This window comes from Geosporobacter subterraneus DSM 17957, assembly GCF_900142145.1.
Taxonomy (GTDB): Bacteria; Bacillota; Clostridia; order Peptostreptococcales; family Thermotaleaceae; genus Geosporobacter; species Geosporobacter subterraneus.
In genome coordinates this window covers 79,867-100,383 of record NZ_FQZV01000004.1, presented here as the reverse complement: position 1 = coordinate 100,383, position 20,517 = coordinate 79,867, and the positions used below count along the sequence as shown (strand labels likewise).

General features: G+C 43.8%; 15 protein-coding genes. All 15 read right to left on the bottom strand.

All coding sequences use genetic code 11. The annotated features are described in order from the left end of the window. Nucleotides 1-48: 48 nt before the first annotated feature. Complete coding sequence (locus tag BUB56_RS01450; protein ID WP_110939601.1) at nt 49-519, bottom strand: hypothetical protein; 471 nt, start codon at nt 517-519, stop codon at nt 49-51. 65 nt (nt 520-584) lie between these two features. Further along, nucleotides 585-1,742: an amidohydrolase gene (locus BUB56_RS01445; RefSeq protein WP_110939600.1), complete on the bottom strand. Its 1,158-nt coding sequence runs from the start codon at nt 1,740-1,742 to the stop codon at nt 585-587. 21 nt (nt 1,743-1,763) lie between these two features. Continuing rightward, a complete protein-coding gene (locus BUB56_RS01440; RefSeq protein WP_110939599.1) occupies nt 1,764-3,065 on the bottom strand; it encodes an MFS transporter in 1,302 nt (433 codons plus the stop codon). A 159-nt stretch (nt 3,066-3,224) separates the two neighbouring features. After that, complete coding sequence (locus BUB56_RS01435; RefSeq protein WP_190014042.1) at nt 3,225-3,866, bottom strand: HAD-IA family hydrolase; 642 nt, start codon at nt 3,864-3,866, stop codon at nt 3,225-3,227. Nucleotides 3,867-4,079: 213 nt separating this feature from the next. Beyond that, nucleotides 4,080-5,393, bottom strand: a complete 1,314-nt coding sequence (locus BUB56_RS01430; protein ID WP_110939597.1) for a 6-phospho-beta-glucosidase — start codon at nt 5,391-5,393, stop codon at nt 4,080-4,082. 42 nt (nt 5,394-5,435) lie between these two features. Further along, the gene (gene chbG, locus BUB56_RS01425; protein WP_278319439.1) at nt 5,436-6,167 is read right to left on the bottom strand and encodes a chitin disaccharide deacetylase; all 732 of its coding nucleotides are present in this window, start codon (nt 6,165-6,167) and stop codon (nt 5,436-5,438) included. 128 nt (nt 6,168-6,295) lie between these two features. Continuing rightward, nucleotides 6,296-6,601 carry a PTS lactose/cellobiose transporter subunit IIA gene (locus BUB56_RS01420; protein ID WP_110939595.1) on the bottom strand — a complete coding sequence of 102 codons (306 nt, stop codon included), beginning with the start codon at nt 6,599-6,601 and terminating at the stop codon, nt 6,296-6,298. Nucleotides 6,602-6,862: 261 nt separating this feature from the next. Continuing rightward, nucleotides 6,863-8,140, bottom strand: coding sequence for a PTS cellobiose transporter subunit IIC (gene celB / locus BUB56_RS01415; protein WP_190014040.1), 1,278 nt, complete (start codon nt 8,138-8,140; stop codon nt 6,863-6,865). Nucleotides 8,141-8,214: 74 nt separating this feature from the next. After that, nucleotides 8,215-8,520, bottom strand: a complete 306-nt coding sequence (locus BUB56_RS01410) for a PTS sugar transporter subunit IIB (protein ID WP_110939594.1) — start codon at nt 8,518-8,520, stop codon at nt 8,215-8,217. 33 nt (nt 8,521-8,553) lie between these two features. Next, a complete protein-coding gene (locus BUB56_RS01405) occupies nt 8,554-8,820 on the bottom strand; it encodes an HPr family phosphocarrier protein (RefSeq protein ID WP_110939593.1) in 267 nt (88 codons plus the stop codon). 165 nt (nt 8,821-8,985) lie between these two features. After that, nucleotides 8,986-11,061 carry a PRD domain-containing protein gene (locus BUB56_RS01400; protein WP_110939592.1) on the bottom strand — a complete coding sequence of 692 codons (2,076 nt, stop codon included), beginning with the start codon at nt 11,059-11,061 and terminating at the stop codon, nt 8,986-8,988. Nucleotides 11,062-11,325: 264 nt separating this feature from the next. Continuing rightward, entirely contained in the window at nt 11,326-13,488 is a 2,163-nt protein-coding gene (locus BUB56_RS01395) for a Tex family protein (RefSeq protein ID WP_110939591.1), read from the bottom strand. Between the two features lie 504 nt (nt 13,489-13,992). Further along, nucleotides 13,993-16,365 carry a methyl-accepting chemotaxis protein gene (locus BUB56_RS01385; RefSeq protein ID WP_110939589.1) on the bottom strand — a complete coding sequence of 791 codons (2,373 nt, stop codon included), beginning with the start codon at nt 16,363-16,365 and terminating at the stop codon, nt 13,993-13,995. A gap of 149 nt (nt 16,366-16,514) precedes the next feature. Beyond that, nucleotides 16,515-17,613 (bottom strand): peptide chain release factor 2 gene (gene prfB / locus BUB56_RS01380; protein ID WP_190014038.1). Its coding sequence is split into 2 segments (ribosomal slippage): nt 16,515-17,537 and nt 17,539-17,613, totalling 1,098 coding nucleotides; the frame shifts between segments, so codons are not numbered across the junction. A 133-nt stretch (nt 17,614-17,746) separates the two neighbouring features. Continuing rightward, nucleotides 17,747-20,422, bottom strand: coding sequence for a preprotein translocase subunit SecA (gene secA / locus BUB56_RS01375; protein ID WP_110939587.1), 2,676 nt, complete (start codon nt 20,420-20,422; stop codon nt 17,747-17,749). Nucleotides 20,423-20,517: the final 95 nt, after the last annotated feature.

Below are 20,517 nucleotides of genomic sequence, written 5' to 3'. Positions count from 1 at the left end.
AAATTCATCTCAACTTCATTATAAAATATGTACATCGTTTTTGCAACCCTACCCTACAATTTTTTTTAGGAAGCCAAATTCCTTCACTAAAGAAATCTCCTTACGGCTGCAAAAATAAATGATCAGCCCCAATAGGATTTCATGGGGTAAAAAAAACAACAGCCGCTTCCATGAAGATGACAGCATATAGGCTATATTTATATTGCCAAAGATTAATAAGGGCCCTTCAACCATGACTACAACGGTAAATGCTAATGCGATAGCCAGTACAGTTGTAGGTATATTGGCGCGAATGATTACGTAGCTGTAAAAAATGAAAGTGACCATATGGGCTACAATATGTGGGCCAAAATCAAAATATCTTCGAATAAAATAGGAGGATATTCCTTGCAGCACGCCTACCATTAGAATTCTCCTCAGAGGTGGCTTTATTCCCAGCAGCAAAAACCCTGCCCAAACCATTAACATGGCCTCGGGAATGGATCCAAGCACAACCACATTTATCGGCATTCTATCCATTCTCATGTCCCCTTTATAAAACCGTTAGCGGTTAGCCGCTCGTAGTGTAAATATGTCCGGTTAAATTATTTTTTATATACTATCGATCCATTGATAATCGTATATTCTACTGTAGACTGCAGTTCAAAGGGATGCCCCTGCCAGATCACCAGATCTGCATCTTTCCCCTCCCTGATGCTGCCTACACGATGATCTATCCCCAGTATTTCCGCAGCATAGATCGTGATAGCCTTTAAGGCCTCTGTTTCATCCATCCCTGCCTTCACAGCCAGTGCTGCACACATAGGCAGATACTGCAGGGGGATCACGGGATGATCCGTCATAATGGCAATTTTTATGCCTGCATTGCTAAGAATACCTGCAGTTTCGAAGGTAAGGTTCTTTAGCTCATATTTGGAACGTTCACTGAGGCTTGGTCCTACTACCGCATAAAGGCCTTCCTGCTTTAACTCCTCTACGATCAAGTGTCCCTCTGTACAGTGTTCTAATGTAATTTTTACATCTAACTCTTTAGCAATACGGATCGCTGTAAAAATATCATCGGCACGATGGGCATGGGCCTTTAGCGGAATTTCTTTTCGTATGACAGGAAGCAATGCCTCCATTTTCATGTCATATCCCGGTTTTTTCGTCGGATCCTCCTTGGCCGCTTCCAGTTTTTCTGCATATTCCTTAGCCCTATATAGAGTATCTCTCAGAATTGCCGCCGTTGCCATCCGCGTGCTGGGAGACTGCTTGCGGTCATGATATACCCTTTTAGGGTTTTCTCCAAAAGCACATTTCATGGCTATAGGCGCTTGGAGAATCATATCGTCAATTCGTCTGCCCCAGGTTTTAACCGCAGCAAACTGGCCTCCAATCACATTGGCACTGCCCGGCCCTGAAGCAACGGTTGTGATGCCGCCCTGCCTGGCTTCCTCAAAGGTTCTATCCATAGGGTTGATGCCGTCAATGGCCCGCATATGGGGCGTTACAGGATCGGTAGCCTCGTTTCCGTCGGCACCTTCAAAGCCAATAGCATCCTCCCATAATCCAAGATGACAATGGGCATCGATCAGACCTGGTGTAATGATTCTGCCTTTCGCATCGATTACCTCTGCATCTAGAGGCGCTACCAGTTCCTCCCCAATCTCTTGAATTTTTCCATCTCTTACAAGTATGCTGGCCTTCTCATAGACCTTTCCTTCCATGGTGAGAAGACGACCGTCTTTTATAAATAGCATGTCTGATGCCTCCAATCTATCCTATTTCTCTTTATAAATATTTCTGCAGTGGGTTTCCTGTACCAAAAATGTAGCCAGATATCCAAGGGCTGCAGCGATAAATCCATATAAAAAGGCCTTTTGATACAGCTCTGCCGGCAGCAGCTGTCCTCCAAAACGATCAAAAACGCTGCCCATTACCGGAGGAAGAATGGCTGCTCCTAAAAATCCTCCCGTATTCACTACAGAAGTTGAAATCCCTGCAATCTGAGGAGGGTTGATTTCTTTTGCGCAAGCCCAACCCAACACAAAGGTGGGACAAGTAAATCCAAGCACAAACATCAAGGGCATCATAACCGCCACAGGGGGCTGACCTCCCTGAAAAAAGACCAATACTGCCCAGCAGGCTACATAGATGGCTCCAAATACCAGCATGGGCAGCTTTCTTCGGCCCATGGCATCAGAAACCTTTCCAATCACAAGGCTTCCGATGGCCATTCCTAAAACTGCAGCTGTCATATAGTTGGCAGCAGCCACTTTGGACAGCCCATAAACGTCTACCATATAAGATCGTCCCCAGGTACCTGTCAAAGATACATAGGCACCGAAAAATCCCGTGAACATGACAAAGGAGGGCCAGGTTTTCCAATTGGCAACAACGGTGATAAGACTCTTTGCTAAATCGGGCTTTCCGGTATTCTGAGCAGGTGCCCTTCCCTCTATTTCGGCAATACTGGGCAGTCCCATATCCTTTGGCTCATTGCGGATGATCATATAGCAAAGAGCTGCAATTCCTAAGGAAATTACGCCAATGGCGGCAAAAGAGTATCGCCAGGTAATAGCAGCGGCTAAAAGGGCTAATGGTGTTTGGGCAAACATGCCCCCCAGATTCCCTACGAAAGAAGTGATTCCTGACATGGTACCAAATTCGCTTTCCTTAAACCACTGGGATTGGATTTTTAGAATCGCAATAAATACAACAGAAACACCTAATCCTACCAGCAGCCTTCCTGCAAATGCTATGGCAATAGTAGGTGCAAATCCAAAAATGATGGAACCGATTCCTGCCACCAGAGTCCCTATGGTAACAGTCATTCTTGCGCCGAGGGAATCTGCCAGAATCCCTGAAGGGATTTGCATAAGCATATAGGCATAAAAATAGGTTGATCCCAAATGGGCAAAGGTTGTTCCTGATATATCAAAGGCACGGACCAGGTCCTCCCTCACTACGCCTACAGCCAATCGATGAAAGAATACAATCACATAGGACAAGACCAATACACCCCATACGGCCCACCGATAGCTCATTAGCTTTTTTACTTTATTTTGATCTAGTTGTTCCATGATTTTCCCTCCATTGATGTTAGACTCATATCCACACTTTCCTCTTTTATGAAACTGTACAATAAAGTCTAATTATATTCTCCAATAATCGATGCACGATACGCACTGCACGTTACATGAAATCATGTCCGTCTTATAAGTCCTTACTTTATATGGTTCTTACAAGGAGTAAATTAACTCTACTAATTCTTCCATGGTGTCCACCACATAGTCCGGCTCATACTGCATATATACCTCCCGAGGCAGCGCACTCCATCCAACGGCAACGGACACCATCCCCGTATTCTTCGCGCACTGGATATCAAAGGGACTGTCTCCTACCAAAACAGCCTCCTCAGCACGGCCCCCCATGGCTTCAAGGGCCATTCTTGCAGGGGTAGGATCCGGTTTGTGCAGGTCTGTATCATCAGCACCAATGATGCTATGGAAATAACCCTCTATATCAAAGAACTTCAATCCCCTTAATGCAGATTCATTGAGCCGTGAGGTTACAATCCCCAGCTTATAGCCCTTAGCAGTCAATTTCTCCAAGGCTTCCCGCACCCCTAAGTGGAGGGTAATATAGCTTTCAAAATGTTCCTGCTGAAAGCTTCGGTAAGTGGTTAGCGCCGCTTCCACACAATCCTTACATTCCCGCTCCAGGGTAGTTCTTAAGATCTCTCCAAAGCTTTGAATAATATATTCTCTAGGCACATCTTTGTTTAAATGCTCTTTATAGGTATGTCGAAAGGATTGAACGATCAATTCATTGGTATCCAGTAATGTACCATCTAAATCAAATAATATGTATTTTACTGCCACTGTATTGCTCCCTTCATTTTGATCACAGTTTATGTCTGTGTATCTGTAGTCTTATAATATTTTAGCACACATAACCTTTGCCAGCAATCTAAACAAAGTAAATAAAGGAATAATATTTTTTCGAATATGGGAATCCAATATGAGATAACGACAAAAAAAACAAAATTGACTCTCGTCAATTATTGTTTTGGAGTGATGCAATTTTTATTCTCTTTACCGGAAGAATTGAGGCAGGTATTTCTTATGGGCTTCCAGCATTTCATTCAGTATCTTTTTTCCGATGACATCAGAGGTAACCAGCGGATGTATGGTCATCGCCAGCAAAGCCAAATGATAATCCCCTGTCACAGCTGCTTCTACCGCCAGCTGCTCAAAAGACTTGATCTGCTGTACCAATCCTCTTACAGCCACTGGCAGTTCTCCCACTGCTAAGGGCTTCGGTCCATCCTTTGTAATCATACAGCTAACTTCTACTGCCGCCCCCTCAGGCAGACCTATAATGGCCCCATTGTTTCTCACATTGACTGGCTGGATATCTCTTTTATCATTATAGATAGAACGAATCAACCGGCATGCAGCATAGCTGTAATAGGCACCTCCCCGGTTTTCCAATTGGGATGGTTTTACAGCCAGATCCGGGTCTTTGTAGACCTCAAAGAGTTCCTTTTCAATCTGCTTAACCGCTGCACCTCTTGTACCTGTCTTTTTAAGCTCTTCCAGTTCATGCTCCAGCATTTCCTTATGCTTATAATAATATCGATGGTATGGGCAGGGTATGATTTTCAACGCCTTTAAGAAATCCCTATCCCAATCTAGTCCGATGATATTTTTCATTGTCATACTCACCTTGCCGCTGCCTAGCAAATCCAATACCTGAGCAGTGACCTCCATCCCGTCCAGATATACATGGGTCCCAAAAACCATGTGGTTTAATCCTGCAAATTCTACGTGGATTCTACTGCTGTCCACCTCCAGCATATTTGCGATTGTCATTTCCATACCAATGGGAACATTACAAAGTCCAATGACCTTTTTTATTTTTCCATAGCGCAGCACTGCCTCTGTCAACATCCCTGCAGGATTTGTAAAGTTAATCAACCAAGCCTTTGGGCATAGCTCTGCCATATCCTTAGTAATCTCCAATATGATTGGTATGGTGCGCAAACCCTTAAAAAGTCCTCCCGCACCATTGGTTTCCTGGCCTATCATTCCGTATTTTAATGGAATACTTTCATCGATAATCCTCGCATCCAACTGCCCTACCCGAATTTGTGTTGTTACAAAATCTGCATCCTCTAGTGCTGCCCTGCGGTCTAAGGTTAAATGGATATTCATGGGTACACCGGCTTTTTTAACCATTCTTTTTGCTAAGTTTCCTACAATCTCCAGCTTTTCTTTGCCCTCAGGAATATCTACCAGCCATAGCTCTCTTACCGGCAGTTCATCATAGTACTGTATCAACCCTTCTACCAGCTCTGGCGTATAGCTGGAACCACCGCCTATTGTTACAATTTTTATTCCTTTCATTCCCATATCCCCCCATTGCTATTTACTCTTCTCCTTTAGGTTTTACAGGTCTCCGTAATGAATGAACTGAATATGATCTCCTTTTATCTTTTCAATCATTTTCTCATCTGTTAAAATATCCAGTTCATTTCTACGCTGATGACTGTACCGGCTCTGTGCTAATAGCCCATTATCTATAAATGCCGGATGACACATCACTTCAACCGTCTTATAATCTTGTGCTTTATGAAGAATCTCCAAAAAATTCTTCTGTGTTAAGTTCTGGCCATAAAAGGCATCGGTAAAAAAATCGGTGGTTCGCAGATTGCTGTATTTAAAATCCCTTGGAAGCCCAGTCCTCCCTAACCTTACGGCCAAATCATACTGATCGGCCAGCTTCAATGCTATTGGTAAGACTCTTTCATGCATATGGATATGATGATGGCTATCTATGTGAGTTGGATGCAGTCCGGTATCTAAAAAACGTTCAATCTGGCATTGAAACTCTCTTTCCATGTCTTCTGATTTTCCGTAATGAAGGATATTGAACTGAGAATGAAAGCACCCCGAAGCATCAATCAGAGAATCCACCTTCTCTGCCACTGGTCTGCCGCAGGTGACGGTCAAATGAATACCCACACCAATCCCCGGATTTTCCCGTATAAGATTGAGTCCGTGGGTATATTCCGGCATATTCATCATCATGGTAGTAGAGGTAACAATCCCATGTTGATAGGCTTCAATAATTCCAAGATTGACACCCTTTGAAAGCCCAAAATCATCTGCATTAACAATCAGTCGAATCCCAATCTCCCCCTTTGCATAAATAAGTGCTCTAAGGAGTTTCCAGCGTCCGGCATGCAGGCTTATCTGTTGACAGTCCTCCGCAAAGCTATTGATATAAACCGCCCCGCCTTGGTCTCCTAGGATATTTTTTCGTGAATGTCTATCAGCTCATTGGCTAAATCCTTTACCGTCATTGCCATCATGAGATGGTCCTGGGCATGAATGAGGAGCAAGGAGACCTCTACTTTTTCCCCCTGTGCTTCTGCGTGAATTAGGTGAGTTTGCTCCCTATGGGCCATTTCCAGCTTTTCTACGGCCTCCTCGATACACTTTTTAGCCTTTGATATTTCCTTTCTCTTTGCATGAGCAATGGCTTCCATGGACAAGCTTCTCGCCTCACCGCTATACGTGATAATCGTAAAGATAATTCTTTCAAAGTTCATGACTGCTCTCCCCTTGCTTCTTCAATTTTATCCGATCAGATTTCCTATTATAGATATGTGACTGAGAATCCTAATGAATATTCGGAACGACGAGGCGTCGATCCCTACATTTTTATTGAGGTTTACGCAGGGAACGGCCTCTGTGCCGTTCCGCTGAATTTGAGATTTCTTAATTGCACATCTATATGAATAAGAAGGATGGGAAATGATAATGCTCCTCCCTAAATAAGGCAAAGCATCGGTCGTCTCCCGTTAAAAATCTTAAGCTTCTTCTGTAGCTTTTTCTGTATCCAGCTTTTCTGCCATCAGCACAAAAGGCATATAAATCGCTATTCCGATAATCAGATTGACAATCTGCAGCAGCGAGCCCATTACAGATCCTCCTGTTACCAAATATCCGCTGATAATCGGCGGAGTAGTCCAAGGAATCATGGCGACGGTTTTAGGAACAATTCCGCTGGCTAAAGCAATATAACTTATGATGGTTGTCACCACCGGCACGCATATAAAAGGAATCATAAATATGGGATTTAATACAATCGGCATTCCGAAGATGACCGGTTCATTGATATTGAATAGCCCTGGTCCAGCTGCCATATTTGCCAGGCTTCTGTACTGTTTTCGCTTGGAAGCGATATAGATTGCAGCGATGAGTGTAATCGTGGTCCCAGAACCACCCATATATACAAAGGCATCAAAGAAAGGCTTTGTCACAATATTGGGGATGGCAGCACCAGCCTGGAATGCACTGATATTTGCATCCAGAGTCTGCATAAATACGGTCTGCATAACCGGCTCAAGGATATTGGATCCGTGTAGACCGAAGAACCATAATAGATGATTTACAAAAGCTATGGTTAGGGCAGATCCCATGGAATTGGCCAGCTTCAACAATGGTGCCTGGACAATATCGTTCACAAGGGCATGAATATCTGTTACTCCTGCAAGGACAGTAAATACTTTCAGCAGTGCAAATATGGAAAGTGTAATAATGGAAGGAAATAATGCTGCAAAGGATTTGGCTACAGCTGGCGGTACGCCCTCCGGCATTTTAATAACCAACCTAGGGTTTCCTAACAGTCGGACGAAAACCTCTGAAGATACCAATGCTACAAAGATTGAAACAAATAACCCTACAGCTCCAGTCCACTGGTAAGGGATAGCAAAAGCTTCTGCTGCCGGCTGCATGATGGCCATCAAGGATGCCAAACTTACCGCTCCGGCAGCTACTGCATTTGAGTTATAGGATTTTGCAACATTATAGCTTATGGTAAAGTTAACAAGCAGCGACATCACGGCAAAGGAGCCCATCCATACCTGGCCGCCAAAGCTTTTCCAGCTCTCTCCCAACATAGATGTCATGAGGTTTTGGTAAGGTGCTATCGGTAAGTTATTGATTAACACTGCAAAGGAGCCCGCCATAATAATTGGCATAATCACTACAAAGCCGTCCCGGATGGCCACAAGATGTCTTTGAGACCCTATTCTCCCGGCAATCGGCACAAAATATTTTTCTAGAAATGCCATGATTTTTTTCATGGAAATCCCCCTTTTCACCTTCTTAATTTTACTGTTTCACATAAATTGAATGAGGACGCTCAACGGACTTTTGTCTACTTCATCAGATCTAACGCCTGCTTCAGAACAGCTTTGCCGTTCATCATTCCATAGTCGGCACTGTTGATCACTGCAACAGGCACCTCTCTGAAAGCCATCATAGCCTTCATTTTTTCCAGTATATATCTGACCTGAGGTCCAAGCAGTACTACATTTGCCTGATTGGTATAGTTTTTTGATTCGGCTTCCGACACTGCAAAAACTTCTACATCTATATTCTGTTCCTCTGCTGCCTTTTTCATTTTTGTTACCAGCAAACTGGTAGACATTCCTGCAGAACAAACTAACATAATTGTTTTCATCCTTTTTCCTCCTTTCCTTAATATTTTCACAAATTATGCATGCAGCAGCTGTGTATTCACTAGGTTTTCAATTGCAGCAATTGCATCGGATTCATCATCTCCCGCAGCATAGATGTACAATTGGTCTCCCTCAATTACACCTAAGCTGAGGACTCCAATAATACTCTTTCCGTTAGCCTTTTTGCCATTCTTAGCAATTAGAATCTCCGATGCAAACTTCTGTGCCATGTTTACAAACATGCTTGCCGGTCGGGCATGCAATCCCGCTTTATTATGAATGGTCACCGATATTTCCCGCATTTCATCATCTCCTTGAATCCTAATCTCTTGGAACATTTACACATAATATACTTGCAAAGCTGATGCCAATTTTTCTAATGAAAAAAATAAAAAAATACAGTGTAAAATAGGGCAGTTTATCATTACACACTATTTTACACTGCATTACACAGTCAACACACATTATTATTTATTATGATTTGCCAGAAACATTTTACACAGATAGGCTAATTCATTCTCTCCTATATCTATGCCAAAGCTTGCTTCCAGAGACTTTATACTTTCCTTCACTAAAAGCAGCTCTCTGCTAAACTGTTCTCTATATATTGCAAGCTCTTGAAAATCTGTTTCCTTTCCCCCACTCGATAATTTATCTACTAAAAAGATCATATGCAATATGATTCCGATGCGCACTTCATTGCTAATCTGTACCTGCAGACTGCGGGCTATGGTTTCCGCTGCCTGTCGCGTCTCTTGTATGATCCTTTCTCCGTCAATCCCATGTAAATATTCCCCAATGGATTTTCCCATATTGATATATTGTTCCTCGCCCTCAATGATGTCCTGCAAGGTCTTTAATCCATTGCCTGTAAGAATCTCCCCGGCAGAAACAAAGGGAATATCATCTATATGGAGTTCTATAGTCCCTGCTATGGCCAAAACATTATGCTCCTTGCGATAACCTTCTATGCTCTGAACAAAGGCTTTCCGGTTGAGTATATTTAAAGGAATGATCCTGAGATTATCCCCGATATGGAGTTTTTCTTCTATAATCTGCTTTAGCTTCTCCGATGCACCTTCCCCTGTAAAGCAAGCCGTAATGATTATATTCTTTTTTTTGATATTTGACTTTATGTATTCTGTATTTCCATGGGCTCCACTATCTTTAAAGGATTTGTATATCTCCAGCAAACTTCTTCCCATGACAGCCTTACGGCAGGCATCTATCGCTATAGGCGTGCTGACTGCTTCAATGGTCTTGGTAATAATCCCAGTATCCTCGTAAATCATTTCTCCAAAATTTGTGAGTGAACCCATATCTACCAGTAAAAGAACCCCTTTTCCTTCATTTAGCCGAATGACGCTCTCCTTGGCCAGCTCATACATGACTTCCGGTTTCATACTGAGGGGCATATCCAAAGCAGCAGCATGATCTACGCCTACCAATGTGTTGGCTACCTGTGCCATACTGCTGGCAGTACTATTTCCGTGCATAATCAACAGCAGTCCTACCTTCCCCTCCTCTTTCCCCTCAAGATTATAGGGATCTGAAGCCAGAAACATGGTTAGATACCCGATTTCATCCAAGGGGGTTTCGATTTGAAAAATCTGATCGATCCACTTGGCCGCTTCCATAGCTGTAAGAAATTCCTCAACATAGTTGGATCGGATGAAATTTAGATTGGGATGATAAATTTTACTTCTGTTCCGTATTCTTTCGATACTGCTGTGGAGATGCAGTGCAAGACCAAAAAAGATCTTTTCGTCATACTCTTTATTGAGCCTTTTCTGGGCAATTGTCAATATTTCTTCTACTATATCCACTATTTTTTTATCCACAACCTTGATGATTTCATCTTTCCTGTATTTATGGGGAAGATTTCCGATATATCTTTCAAAATGGCTGTCTATATCAATGTTTAAGATTTGATTGATCTCTCCTTCTTTCATCCCCTTGTTCTTCAATGCATAAATTTTTGCTTCTGCCTGCTTCAATAGCCCTTCCCGGTCACGGTCCGCACCGGTGTATGCACCTTTTTTAACACCAAAAATCTGTGTTACGATCAACTGGGGGTTATCTGCATAGTCTGCACAGTTGAATCGGATGAAAGGTGCATTGGGCTTGATCATATTTGTCTCTAATGCAAATTTGTACATCAGTTCGGCGAACATGGATTTTCCCACACCGGTCTCTCCCAAAAGCAGAGTATGAAGACCTCTTGGAGGATATAGCACTGCAGCCTTGGCCTGTTGAACAGATACCTGCAGGCTGTAGGCTGCACCTACCATCCTGTCCAAGCTATTTTCCTTTCCAGGGTTTTTCTCTATATAGGTTTTAGCCTGTGAAGCTGAGGAACGGTAGCGTACGGGCCTTCCTTCCACTCTATCTAATTTGTTTTGCTTGTATAACTCATTTAGATGTCTGCTGATATTGGCCCGATCCATCTTCAGTACTTCACCCAATTCGAAGGCAAAAACCCCTGCCGGATTTCTCTCCTCCAGTAAAAGGAGTGTTTGATAAATCTCATCAATCTTTTTCATCCCTATTCCCCCAATAGCAGATTTGTGATTGAGATGCTTTTTGCGCCTACTGCCTTCAGCCCATAGGCATCAACTTAATCTAAATATTTCCAAATAAACCTTAGAAGCATGTCATTCTGAGCGTTAGCGAAGAATCTTATAGAACATAAGCAAGATTACTTTTGATTATCAGAATATATCATCTAGCTTAAAGATCCTTCGGCTCCGTTTTCCTCCGCTCAGGATGACAAATTATGGGTTAAGTTGACGCCTGTTGCCTTCAGCCTATTCTTTAATATTTTTCATACTAAGAGACACTTTCCCTCGTTCCACATCTACCTTGATGACCCGAACCTTGACAATATCCCCTACAGCCACTACCTCCATGGGATTTTTTATAAACTTATCACTCATTTCTGAGATATGCACCAAACCATCATTCTTTACCCCGATATCTACGAAGGCGCCAAAATCTATTACATTGCGCACGGTTCCCGTCAGTACCATATCTACCTTCAAGTCCTCTATCTTCATCACATCTGTTCTGAAGACCGGTTTTTCCATCTCTTCCCGGGGATCTCTGCCTGGTTTTTGAATTTCCTTCAGAATATCTCTCAAGGTAGGAAGTCCCACGCCAAGCTCTTCTGCCAATACTTTCAGACCGATGTTTTCAATCTTTTCCTCAAGGTCTGCCAGTTTTCTGTTCCGTACATCTTCCAGCCTGTAGCCCAGCTTCGCCAGCAGCCTCTCCGTTACCTGGTAGGATTCGGGATGAACAGCGGTATTATCCAGTGCGTTGCTGCCTTCCGTAATACGCAGGAAGCCGGCACACTGTACAAAGGCTGCGGGCCCCAGCCGCGGCACCTTGGTCAGCTGCTTGCGGTCGGTAAATTTCCCCTTCTCCTCCCGAAACTTTACGATATTATTAGCTACGGTCTTGCTGATACCTGAGATATATTGGAGCAAGGAAGGGGATGCAGTATTTAAATCTACCCCTACGCTGTTAACTGCATCTTCTACCACCCCTTTAAGGGCTTCATCCAATCTGCCTTGATTGACATCGTGCTGATACTGACCTACCCCTACATGCTTAGGATCAATTTTCACCAGCTCTGCTAAAGGGTCCTGTAGTCTACGCCCGATAGAGATGGCTCCTCTTAAGGATACGTTAATCTCCGGGTATTCCTCTGCGGCCAGCTTGGAAGCAGAGTATACGGAAGCTCCTGCTTCGTTGACAATCATATAGTACACAGGGCGATTTAGCTCCTTAATCAACTCCGCTACAAAAAGCTCTGATTCCCTGGAAGCCGTCCCATTGCCAATGGCGATCAAATCTACTTGATGCTTTTCGATCAATCCCTTTAGCTCTTTTTTTGCAGTTGCCACATCATTTTGAGGCTGTGTGGGATATACGGTAGCGGTGTCCAACAGCTTCCCTGTATCATCTACCACTGCAATCTTGCACCCTGTACGGTAGGCCGGGTCAAAGCCCATCACAACCCTGCCTTTTACAGGAGGCTGCAGCAGTAGATTTTTCAAATTTGCAGCAAAGACACGGATAGCCTTTTCTTCTGCCCGCTCTGTTAAGTCATTTCTGATTTCCCTTTCGATGGAAGGGGCGATCAGCCGTTTATAACCATCCGCCAATGCCCTTTGTACATATCCGGTAGTCAGTGAGGCCTTCGGCTTAATTACTTCTTTTTCCAGCTGACGAAGTATTTCTTCTTCAGGCGCCTCAATCTTTACCCGCAGAAACTTTTCTTTCTCTCCCCGGTTTACGGCTAAAATTCGATGATCCGGAATCTTCTTCAGAGGCTCCTTATAGTCATAGTACATTTCATAAACCGATTGCTCCCTTTCTTTCACTGCAGTAGAGTGCATGGTTCCCTTTTCAAAGGTGAGCCGGCGTACCTTCTTTCTATATTCAGCATCATCGGAGATCATTTCAGCGATAATATCCATGGCTCCCTGCAGCGCATCTTCTACTGTATGCACCTCCTTTTCAGCATCGATGTAAGGGGCTGCTAAGGCATTTATGTCACCGGCATAAATATCCTGGGCAAAAATAAGTTCTGCCAGAGGCTCCAGGCCTTTCTCCTTGGCAATGGTGGCTCTGGTTCTACGCTTAGGTCTGTAAGGACGGTAAATGTCTTCTATCTCTGTTAAGGTCACTGCTTTCTCTATGTCTATACGAAGCTCCTCCGTCAGTTTTCCCTGTTCTTCGATGAGACGGATTATTTCTTCCTTACGGGTATGTAAATTTCTTAAGTAGGTTAACCGGTCATAGAAATCCCTCAGTACCGTATCATCCATTTCTCCCGTCTGTTCTTTACGGTATCGGGCGATAAAGGGGATGGTATTCCCCTGATCGATCAGATCAATGGTATTGGTTACCTGATACTCCTTTAGCCGGAACTCCGACATCAGCTGTCCTTTGATTAACTCCATCCTAAATCCCTCCTAATATGCTGTTAGCCGCTTATTTTTTCAAATGATTCTATACTATTGTTCTTTATAAGCGTAGAAATACGCAATGGTTTGTCATCCTGAGCGCAGCGAAGGATCCTGTTTTACACCTCTTTAGATCCTTCGCAAGCTCCTTCGCTATCGCTCAGGACTAAAGGCTCAGGATGACAAATTCGACTTTTTGCCGTATTTTTGACTTTTTCACTGGCCTTCCTTGTGTCTGCCCCCGTAAAGATAATCCTCCCCATTCAAATCTCTTATCCGCTGTTTTATTATACCACATCCCTGGAAAGAACAAATTTGACTTCGTCAATTTGTTTTCGCTATGGGACCCTAGGTCCCCTTCGACGACTGCTATCGCAGTCTGAGCACCCCCCTGAAACCGGCGAGGGGAATCCCCTCTGCACTCCCCATGTCTAGGAAATTTAAAACCATAATTTCCTAGACATAAATAGGACAGCCGGGTTTTACCCCGGCTCATTCAATTTATTCCTGTAATTTTTCTGCGTCTTCTTCTATCGTCTCAGCTTCTCCCTCTTCCGAGTCTGCTGAATCCTCTTCTGAAATGACATCTTCCACAGCAGGCGCCCCTTCATCCTCTAATGTAAACTCTTCCCCATCATCCTCCGGATCAAGTTCCTCCATCTCTCTTGATATCTCAAGGAGTTCTTCCTCCTGTTCCCTATCGGAAATTTCATTTGTTTGATCCTTTTCCTCTTCATCTGAAAACTCATCCGGCTTATCTTCCTCGCAGGAAACAACATCTTCCCCAACTGCCTCTATGACTTTCTCTTCCCGGCACTCCAGATTCTTCAACCGATTATCGGTCTTAAAGCGTCCCATTACCTTTTCCAATGCATCTACCATGCCGGTTAATTCTATAGCAGACTCATGAATACTGCGAACCGCTGTATCCTGTTCCTCCGTACTGGCTAAAATCGACTGGGTACCTGCAGCAGTGGCCTCTGAAATCTGGCTCACCTCGTGGATGGCCTGTTCTACAAGATCCATCCCCGCCGTCAATTCCTGTACAACCCCAGTAAAAGCCTCTACCTCACTGGCTACCTTTTGTGTCTCTTCAATGATTTCATAGAAGGACTGTGTAGTACTGCTAACTACCTGTGTCCCATTACGTACGCCTGCTAAACTGCATTCCATGGTTTTTACAACCTTATCGGTCTCCGATTGTATTTTATGGATCAGTGCCACAATACCTCCGGAGGCATTGGATGATTGTTCCGCCAATTTCCTTACTTCATCAGCAACGACAGAGAAACCCCTGCCATGTTCTCCTGCCCTTGCTGCCTCGATAGCAGCATTCAGTGCCAGCAGATTGGTCTGATCGGAAATTTGCTTAATGAGTTGTACAATATCTCCGATCTGTCTTGTATGTACCGTCAACTCCTTGATAAGGGCTGCAGATTCACCTACGGTTTCGTCTATAGAAATCATGGTTCGGTTGATCTGTTCGATATTTTCAACGCCTCGTTTTGCTAAGGAGGAGGCTTGACTGGAAGATTTCAGTATCTCCATAGAGTTTTCCGTAACATTTTTTACGCTGGCTACCATCTGGCCTACTACCTCTGTAGTCTCTACTACACTGGTTATCTGTTTGCCGGAGCCTGCTGCTACCTCATCGATTACCGTGGCGATTTCCGCAACGGCTTCTGCTGTCAGTTGGGCGTTGTTTTCCAGATTTCCTGTGGAGGATTGGATTTTCATCGTTACCTGCTCCACATCCCTAATGAGACTGGCTAAATTATCCGCCATATCATTAAAAGCTCTCTGCAGTATTCCAACCTCATTACTTGCGTTTATTTTAATACGTTCTGTCAGGTCTCCATCCTTAATGCGGTTAACCACCTTCAGCATGTCTAAAATAGGTTTTGTAAAGAATCTGGCAAAATAGTAGCTAATCACTAATCCTAATAAAATAAAGAATAAAGAAATAGTGAAAGTACGGATCAACGAGGCTTTACTCTGCTGGGTAATCTCTGCATATTGCTGTTCTACAATCACTCCCCAGCCTGTAGTCGTCACAAGGCTGTAGCCTCCGATTACTTTCCGGCCTTCTGTGTCCTCATAAACTTCCACACCGCTTTCACCCTTTGTAACCTTTTGCGCTGCAAGGATTCCCTTTTCAACTGCATTGAACTTTTGCAATACCTTTGCTTGAAAATCCGGATGGGCAATAATATTTCCTGCCCTGTCTACAATATAACTAAAACCTGTTTCTCCAATCTTCATATCCCTGGTAAGATAAAAAAGACGGTCCAGGCGGAGATCCACAGCCATTACACCGGTTTGACCGGAGATGGTACCCTCTACGGGTACAGCTAAAATGATAATGGGCATTTTTGAATCCTCATCTATAAAGGCTTCCGATATGTAGGTCTGTCCTTTAGCTGCTGCCTGAAACCACTGGGTACCCTTATAATTTTTCCCCTCGTCTCTCCGGTTGTTGGTGGTAGCCGTTACATTGCCTTCCAGATCTGTTATGTAAATGGCCTTAAACTGCATATTTTTCGCCGTTACCTTGGCAAGTGATATATTTTTTTCGTATTTATCCATATTTGAAAAATCCAACGTATTTACCACTGTTTTCATGGTGTCAATAGATCCTGTTACATATAGGTCTACCTGCTGTGCAACTACCTTTGCCATGGAAGCATTTCCTTCCATTCGGTTGCTTACCATTTTGCTGATGTCATTAGAATAATTAATTATGCCTATTGCAGTGACAGTCACCGCAATGATCAATACAATCACAGATGCTAACTGGAAACTCATTTTTGTCTTTACTTCCATGCCTGTACCTATTGCATGTTTTTTAAGCTTAAGCTTATATTTATTTCGCATCCTTCCACTCCTTCCCCATTTAACCAGTATCTTTTAGAATCATCAGCTTTCTATATTCGACAAAAATTCTCCTTTTCCTCTTGGTTTTTCCTCTTCTTTATGGAAACCCAAAAAGAAAAGGCAGAGAAACCTTATCTCCTGCCCTTATACTAGCGCGCTTTTAAATATTCATGGATAAATAGGTCTATATTTCCGTCCATCACAGCCTGTATGTTTCCTATCTCCGCATTGGTCCGGTGATCTTTCACCAGATTATAAGGATGGAAAACATAGGATCGAATCTGACTGCCCCAGGCAATCTGACTATAGTCGCCCTTCAAATCTTCGATTTTATCCTTTTGCTCCCTCTCCTTTAGCTCGATTAGCTTGGCCTTTAGCATTTTCATGGCCGTGTCACGATTGCTGTGCTGAGAGCGTTCATTTTGGCACTGTACAATAATCCCCGTCGGCAAATGGGTAATCCTTATGGCCGACTCCGTCTTATTGACATGCTGTCCTCCGGCACCACTGGCCCGATAGGTGTCCACCTTCAAATCACTTGGATTAATATGAATCTCAATGCTATCGTCAATGTCCGGCATCACATCTACAGAAGCAAAGGAGGTATGCCGCTTCCCAGAAGGATCAAAGGGCGAAATTCGGACAATCCGGTGTACACCCTTTTCACTCTTCATGTATCCATAGGCATTCTCCCCTTCGATTAATAGGGTAACACTTTTGATCCCTGCCTCGGTGTCCGTCAGCAAGTCCAATGTTTTCACCCGGTAGCCCTTCGTCTCAGCCCATCGGGTATACATACGCAGCAGCATTTCTGCCCAGTCCTGGGCATCCAGTCCCCCTGCACCGGCATGGATCGATAGAATGGCATTGCTGTGATCATATTCACCGGACAACAGGGTAGCCACCCGCAGGTCCTCTATTTCCTGTCCCAGTTTTTCTACCCCGCTGACAATCTCTTTCTCTAGGGATAAATCCTCTTCCTCCAAAGCCATATCCAGCAGCAGCTGCAGTTCTTCCCAGCTTAGATATAAATCTTCGTACTTCTTAACCTGATCCTTCAAAAACTTTGCCTGCTGCAGAATCTTTTGCGCCTGCTGAGGATCATCCCAAAAGCCTGTATCCACAGTCTTGGCGTCTAATTCCTCAATCTGATTTTTCAGCCTTTCAATGTCAAAGAGAAGCCCTCAATTCCTGCAAGGTTTCTTCAAAAGAATTCAAGGTATATTTTAACTGTTCTAATTGAATCACGCTTTCACTTCCTTCATCATAATGTTGAATGTTGTAGGTTGAATGTTGAATGTTTTCGAGTCATTATCTTAGTTTTAGACCCTAAAAATCCTCCCCAACAACCTTTCTCATTCAACCTTTCTCCTTCAACACGCTACTTCGCCCCACAACACTTCTTGTACTTCTTGCCGCTGCCACATGGACAAGGATCGTTTCGACCGATGGCGCTTTCCTTGACCATAGGCTTTCTCTCTACTGCGCCGTCGCCTCCGCTGGTGCCGGTTACTTCCACTACCTGTTTTCTTTGGGTTTGGGTCTCCACCGTTACATTGAACAGGTATTTTAATGTATCCTCTTGAATACTCTTGATCATCGCATCAAACATATCAAAGCCTTCAACCTGGTATGCCCGAACCGGGTCTTCCTGTCCATAAGCTCTGAGGCCGATTCCCTGACGGAGCTGATCCATAGCATCGATATGATCCATCCACTTGGTATCTACCACCCGCAGCAGCATCACACGCTCCAGCTCCCGCATGCGGTCCTCTCCTACCTCTTCCTCCTTATGACTGTAGGCAGCTTCTGCGATTTCCATTATTTTATCCTTTAAATCTTCCTTCGTTAAGCTTTCAATATCTTCAAACACTAAACTGCCCTTTGGCATGAAAATGGTATGCAGATAATCTTCAAGACCTTTCAAGTCCCACTCTTCCGGATACTTGGCTTCCGCGGTATAGATCTCCACTACGCCCTCTACCATGTTTTCCAGCATGTTCATCACATGCTCCCGCAAGTTTTCCCCTTCCAAGACTCTTCTTCTTTCCTTATAAATAACCTCTCTTTGCTTGTTCATTACATCATCATACTGCAATACATGCTTTCGGATGGAGAAGTTTCTTCCCTCTACCCGCTTCTGTGCAGTCTCAATGGATTTGCTTAACAGACTGGCTTCAATGGCCTCGTCATCATCCATCCCTAGCTTTTCTACCACACCCTTGATCTTATCGCTGCCGAAAAGTCTCATTAGATCATCTTCCAAGGAAATGAAGAATTGTGAAGAACCCGGGTCTCCCTGACGTCCCGCACGACCTCGCAGCTGGTTGTCAATCCGGCGTGACTCATGTCTTTCCGTACCAATAATATGAAGCCCTCCTGCAGCCACTACCTTCTCATGCTCCGCGTCGGTATTCTTCTTGATCTCTTTATAAATCTGCTGGTATATTTCCCGTGCCTCAATCAGTTCCTGATCTGTGGTTGGGGCATAACTGGTTACCATGGAAAGGATATGTTCTCCATAGCCTCTCTTGCGCATTTCCTTGATGGCCATAAATTCGGCATTTCCGCCCAACACAATGTCGGTACCACGACCTGCCATATTGGTAGCAATAGTAACAGAACCTAGATGTCCAGCCTGGGCCACGATCTCTGCCTCCCGCTCGTGATGCTTGGCATTTAATACCTCGTGAGGTATACCTTTGCGTTTCAACAGGGTACTCAGAATCTCTGACCGCTCGATGGATATGGTACCCACCAGGACCGGCTGCCCGGTTTTATGCTTTTCAGCAATCTGATTGACTACGGCTCTGAACTTGCCCTCTTCCGTCTTATAGACAGCATCAGGCAGATCTTTTCTCTGAATTTCTCTATTGGTGGGAATCACCACAACATCCATATTATAGATATGTTTAAACTCATCTTCCTCTGTCTTTGCTGTACCGGTCATTCCTGCAAGCTTTCGGTACATCCTAAAATAGTTTTGCAGGGTGATGGTAGCCAGGGTTTTGGATTCCCGCTGTACCTCCAGCCCTTCCTTTACCTCAATGGCCTGATGCAGTCCGTCGCTATAGCGTCGGCCAAACATCAAACGGCCGGTGAATTCGTCTACGATGATGATTTCCCCGTCTTTCACCACATAATCCTTATCTAGCTTCATCAGCAGATGGGCTTTTAAGGCCTGGTTGATATGGTGAGAAATCTCCATATTTTCCGGATCTCCAAGGTTTTCGATGCCAAAATATTTCTCCGCCTTCTCATCCCCCGAGTCAGTCAGTACTACGGTATGGGCCTTTTCGTCAACAGTGAAATCTATTTCCTTCTTCAGTGTCTTTACAAACTGATCTGCGATGAAGTACAGCTTCGTTGATTTCTCTCCAGCCCCTGATATAATCAGCGGTGTCCTCGCTTCGTCTACCAAAATGCTGTCCACCTCGTCCACAATGGCGAAATTGAGATCTCTTTGTACCATTTCTTCCCGGTAAATCACCATGTTGTCCCGCAGATAATCAAAGCCAAATTCATTGTTGGTTCCATAGGTGATGTCACAATTATAGGCGGCTTGACGCTCCTGATTATTCAATCCATGGATAATGCAGCCCACACTAAGGCCTAAGAATTGATAGATTTTTCCCATCCAATCCTTATCACGTTTTGCCAGATAATCGTTGACCGTAACCACATGAACCCCTTTTCCTTCCAGAGCATTTAAATACACCGGAAGGGTTGCAACTAAGGTTTTTCCTTCACCGGTTTTCATCTCTGCAATACGGCCCTGGTGGAGCACAATACCACCAAGCATCTGTACAGGGAAATGCTTCATACCCAAAGTTCTCCAAGATGCTTCTCTCACTACTGCAAAGGCCTCAGGCAGAATATCATCCAGTGTTTTTCCTGCGTTTAACTGTTCTTTGAAATATAAGGTCTTATTCCGTAAATCTATATCACTTAATTTCGCAATCTCCGGTTCAAGTGCCTCAATCTGATGGACAGTCTTAAAAAGCTTTTTTACCTCTCTGTCGTTTAAGCTGCCAAATATTTTTTCTAAAAAGCTCATTTTTTTCACTCCTCTAAAAATCTGAATCTTACCCCAATTTACATTTTAACATAACCCTTTTCTACTGAAAAGGAAAAAGGAAGATGTTCTTCTCT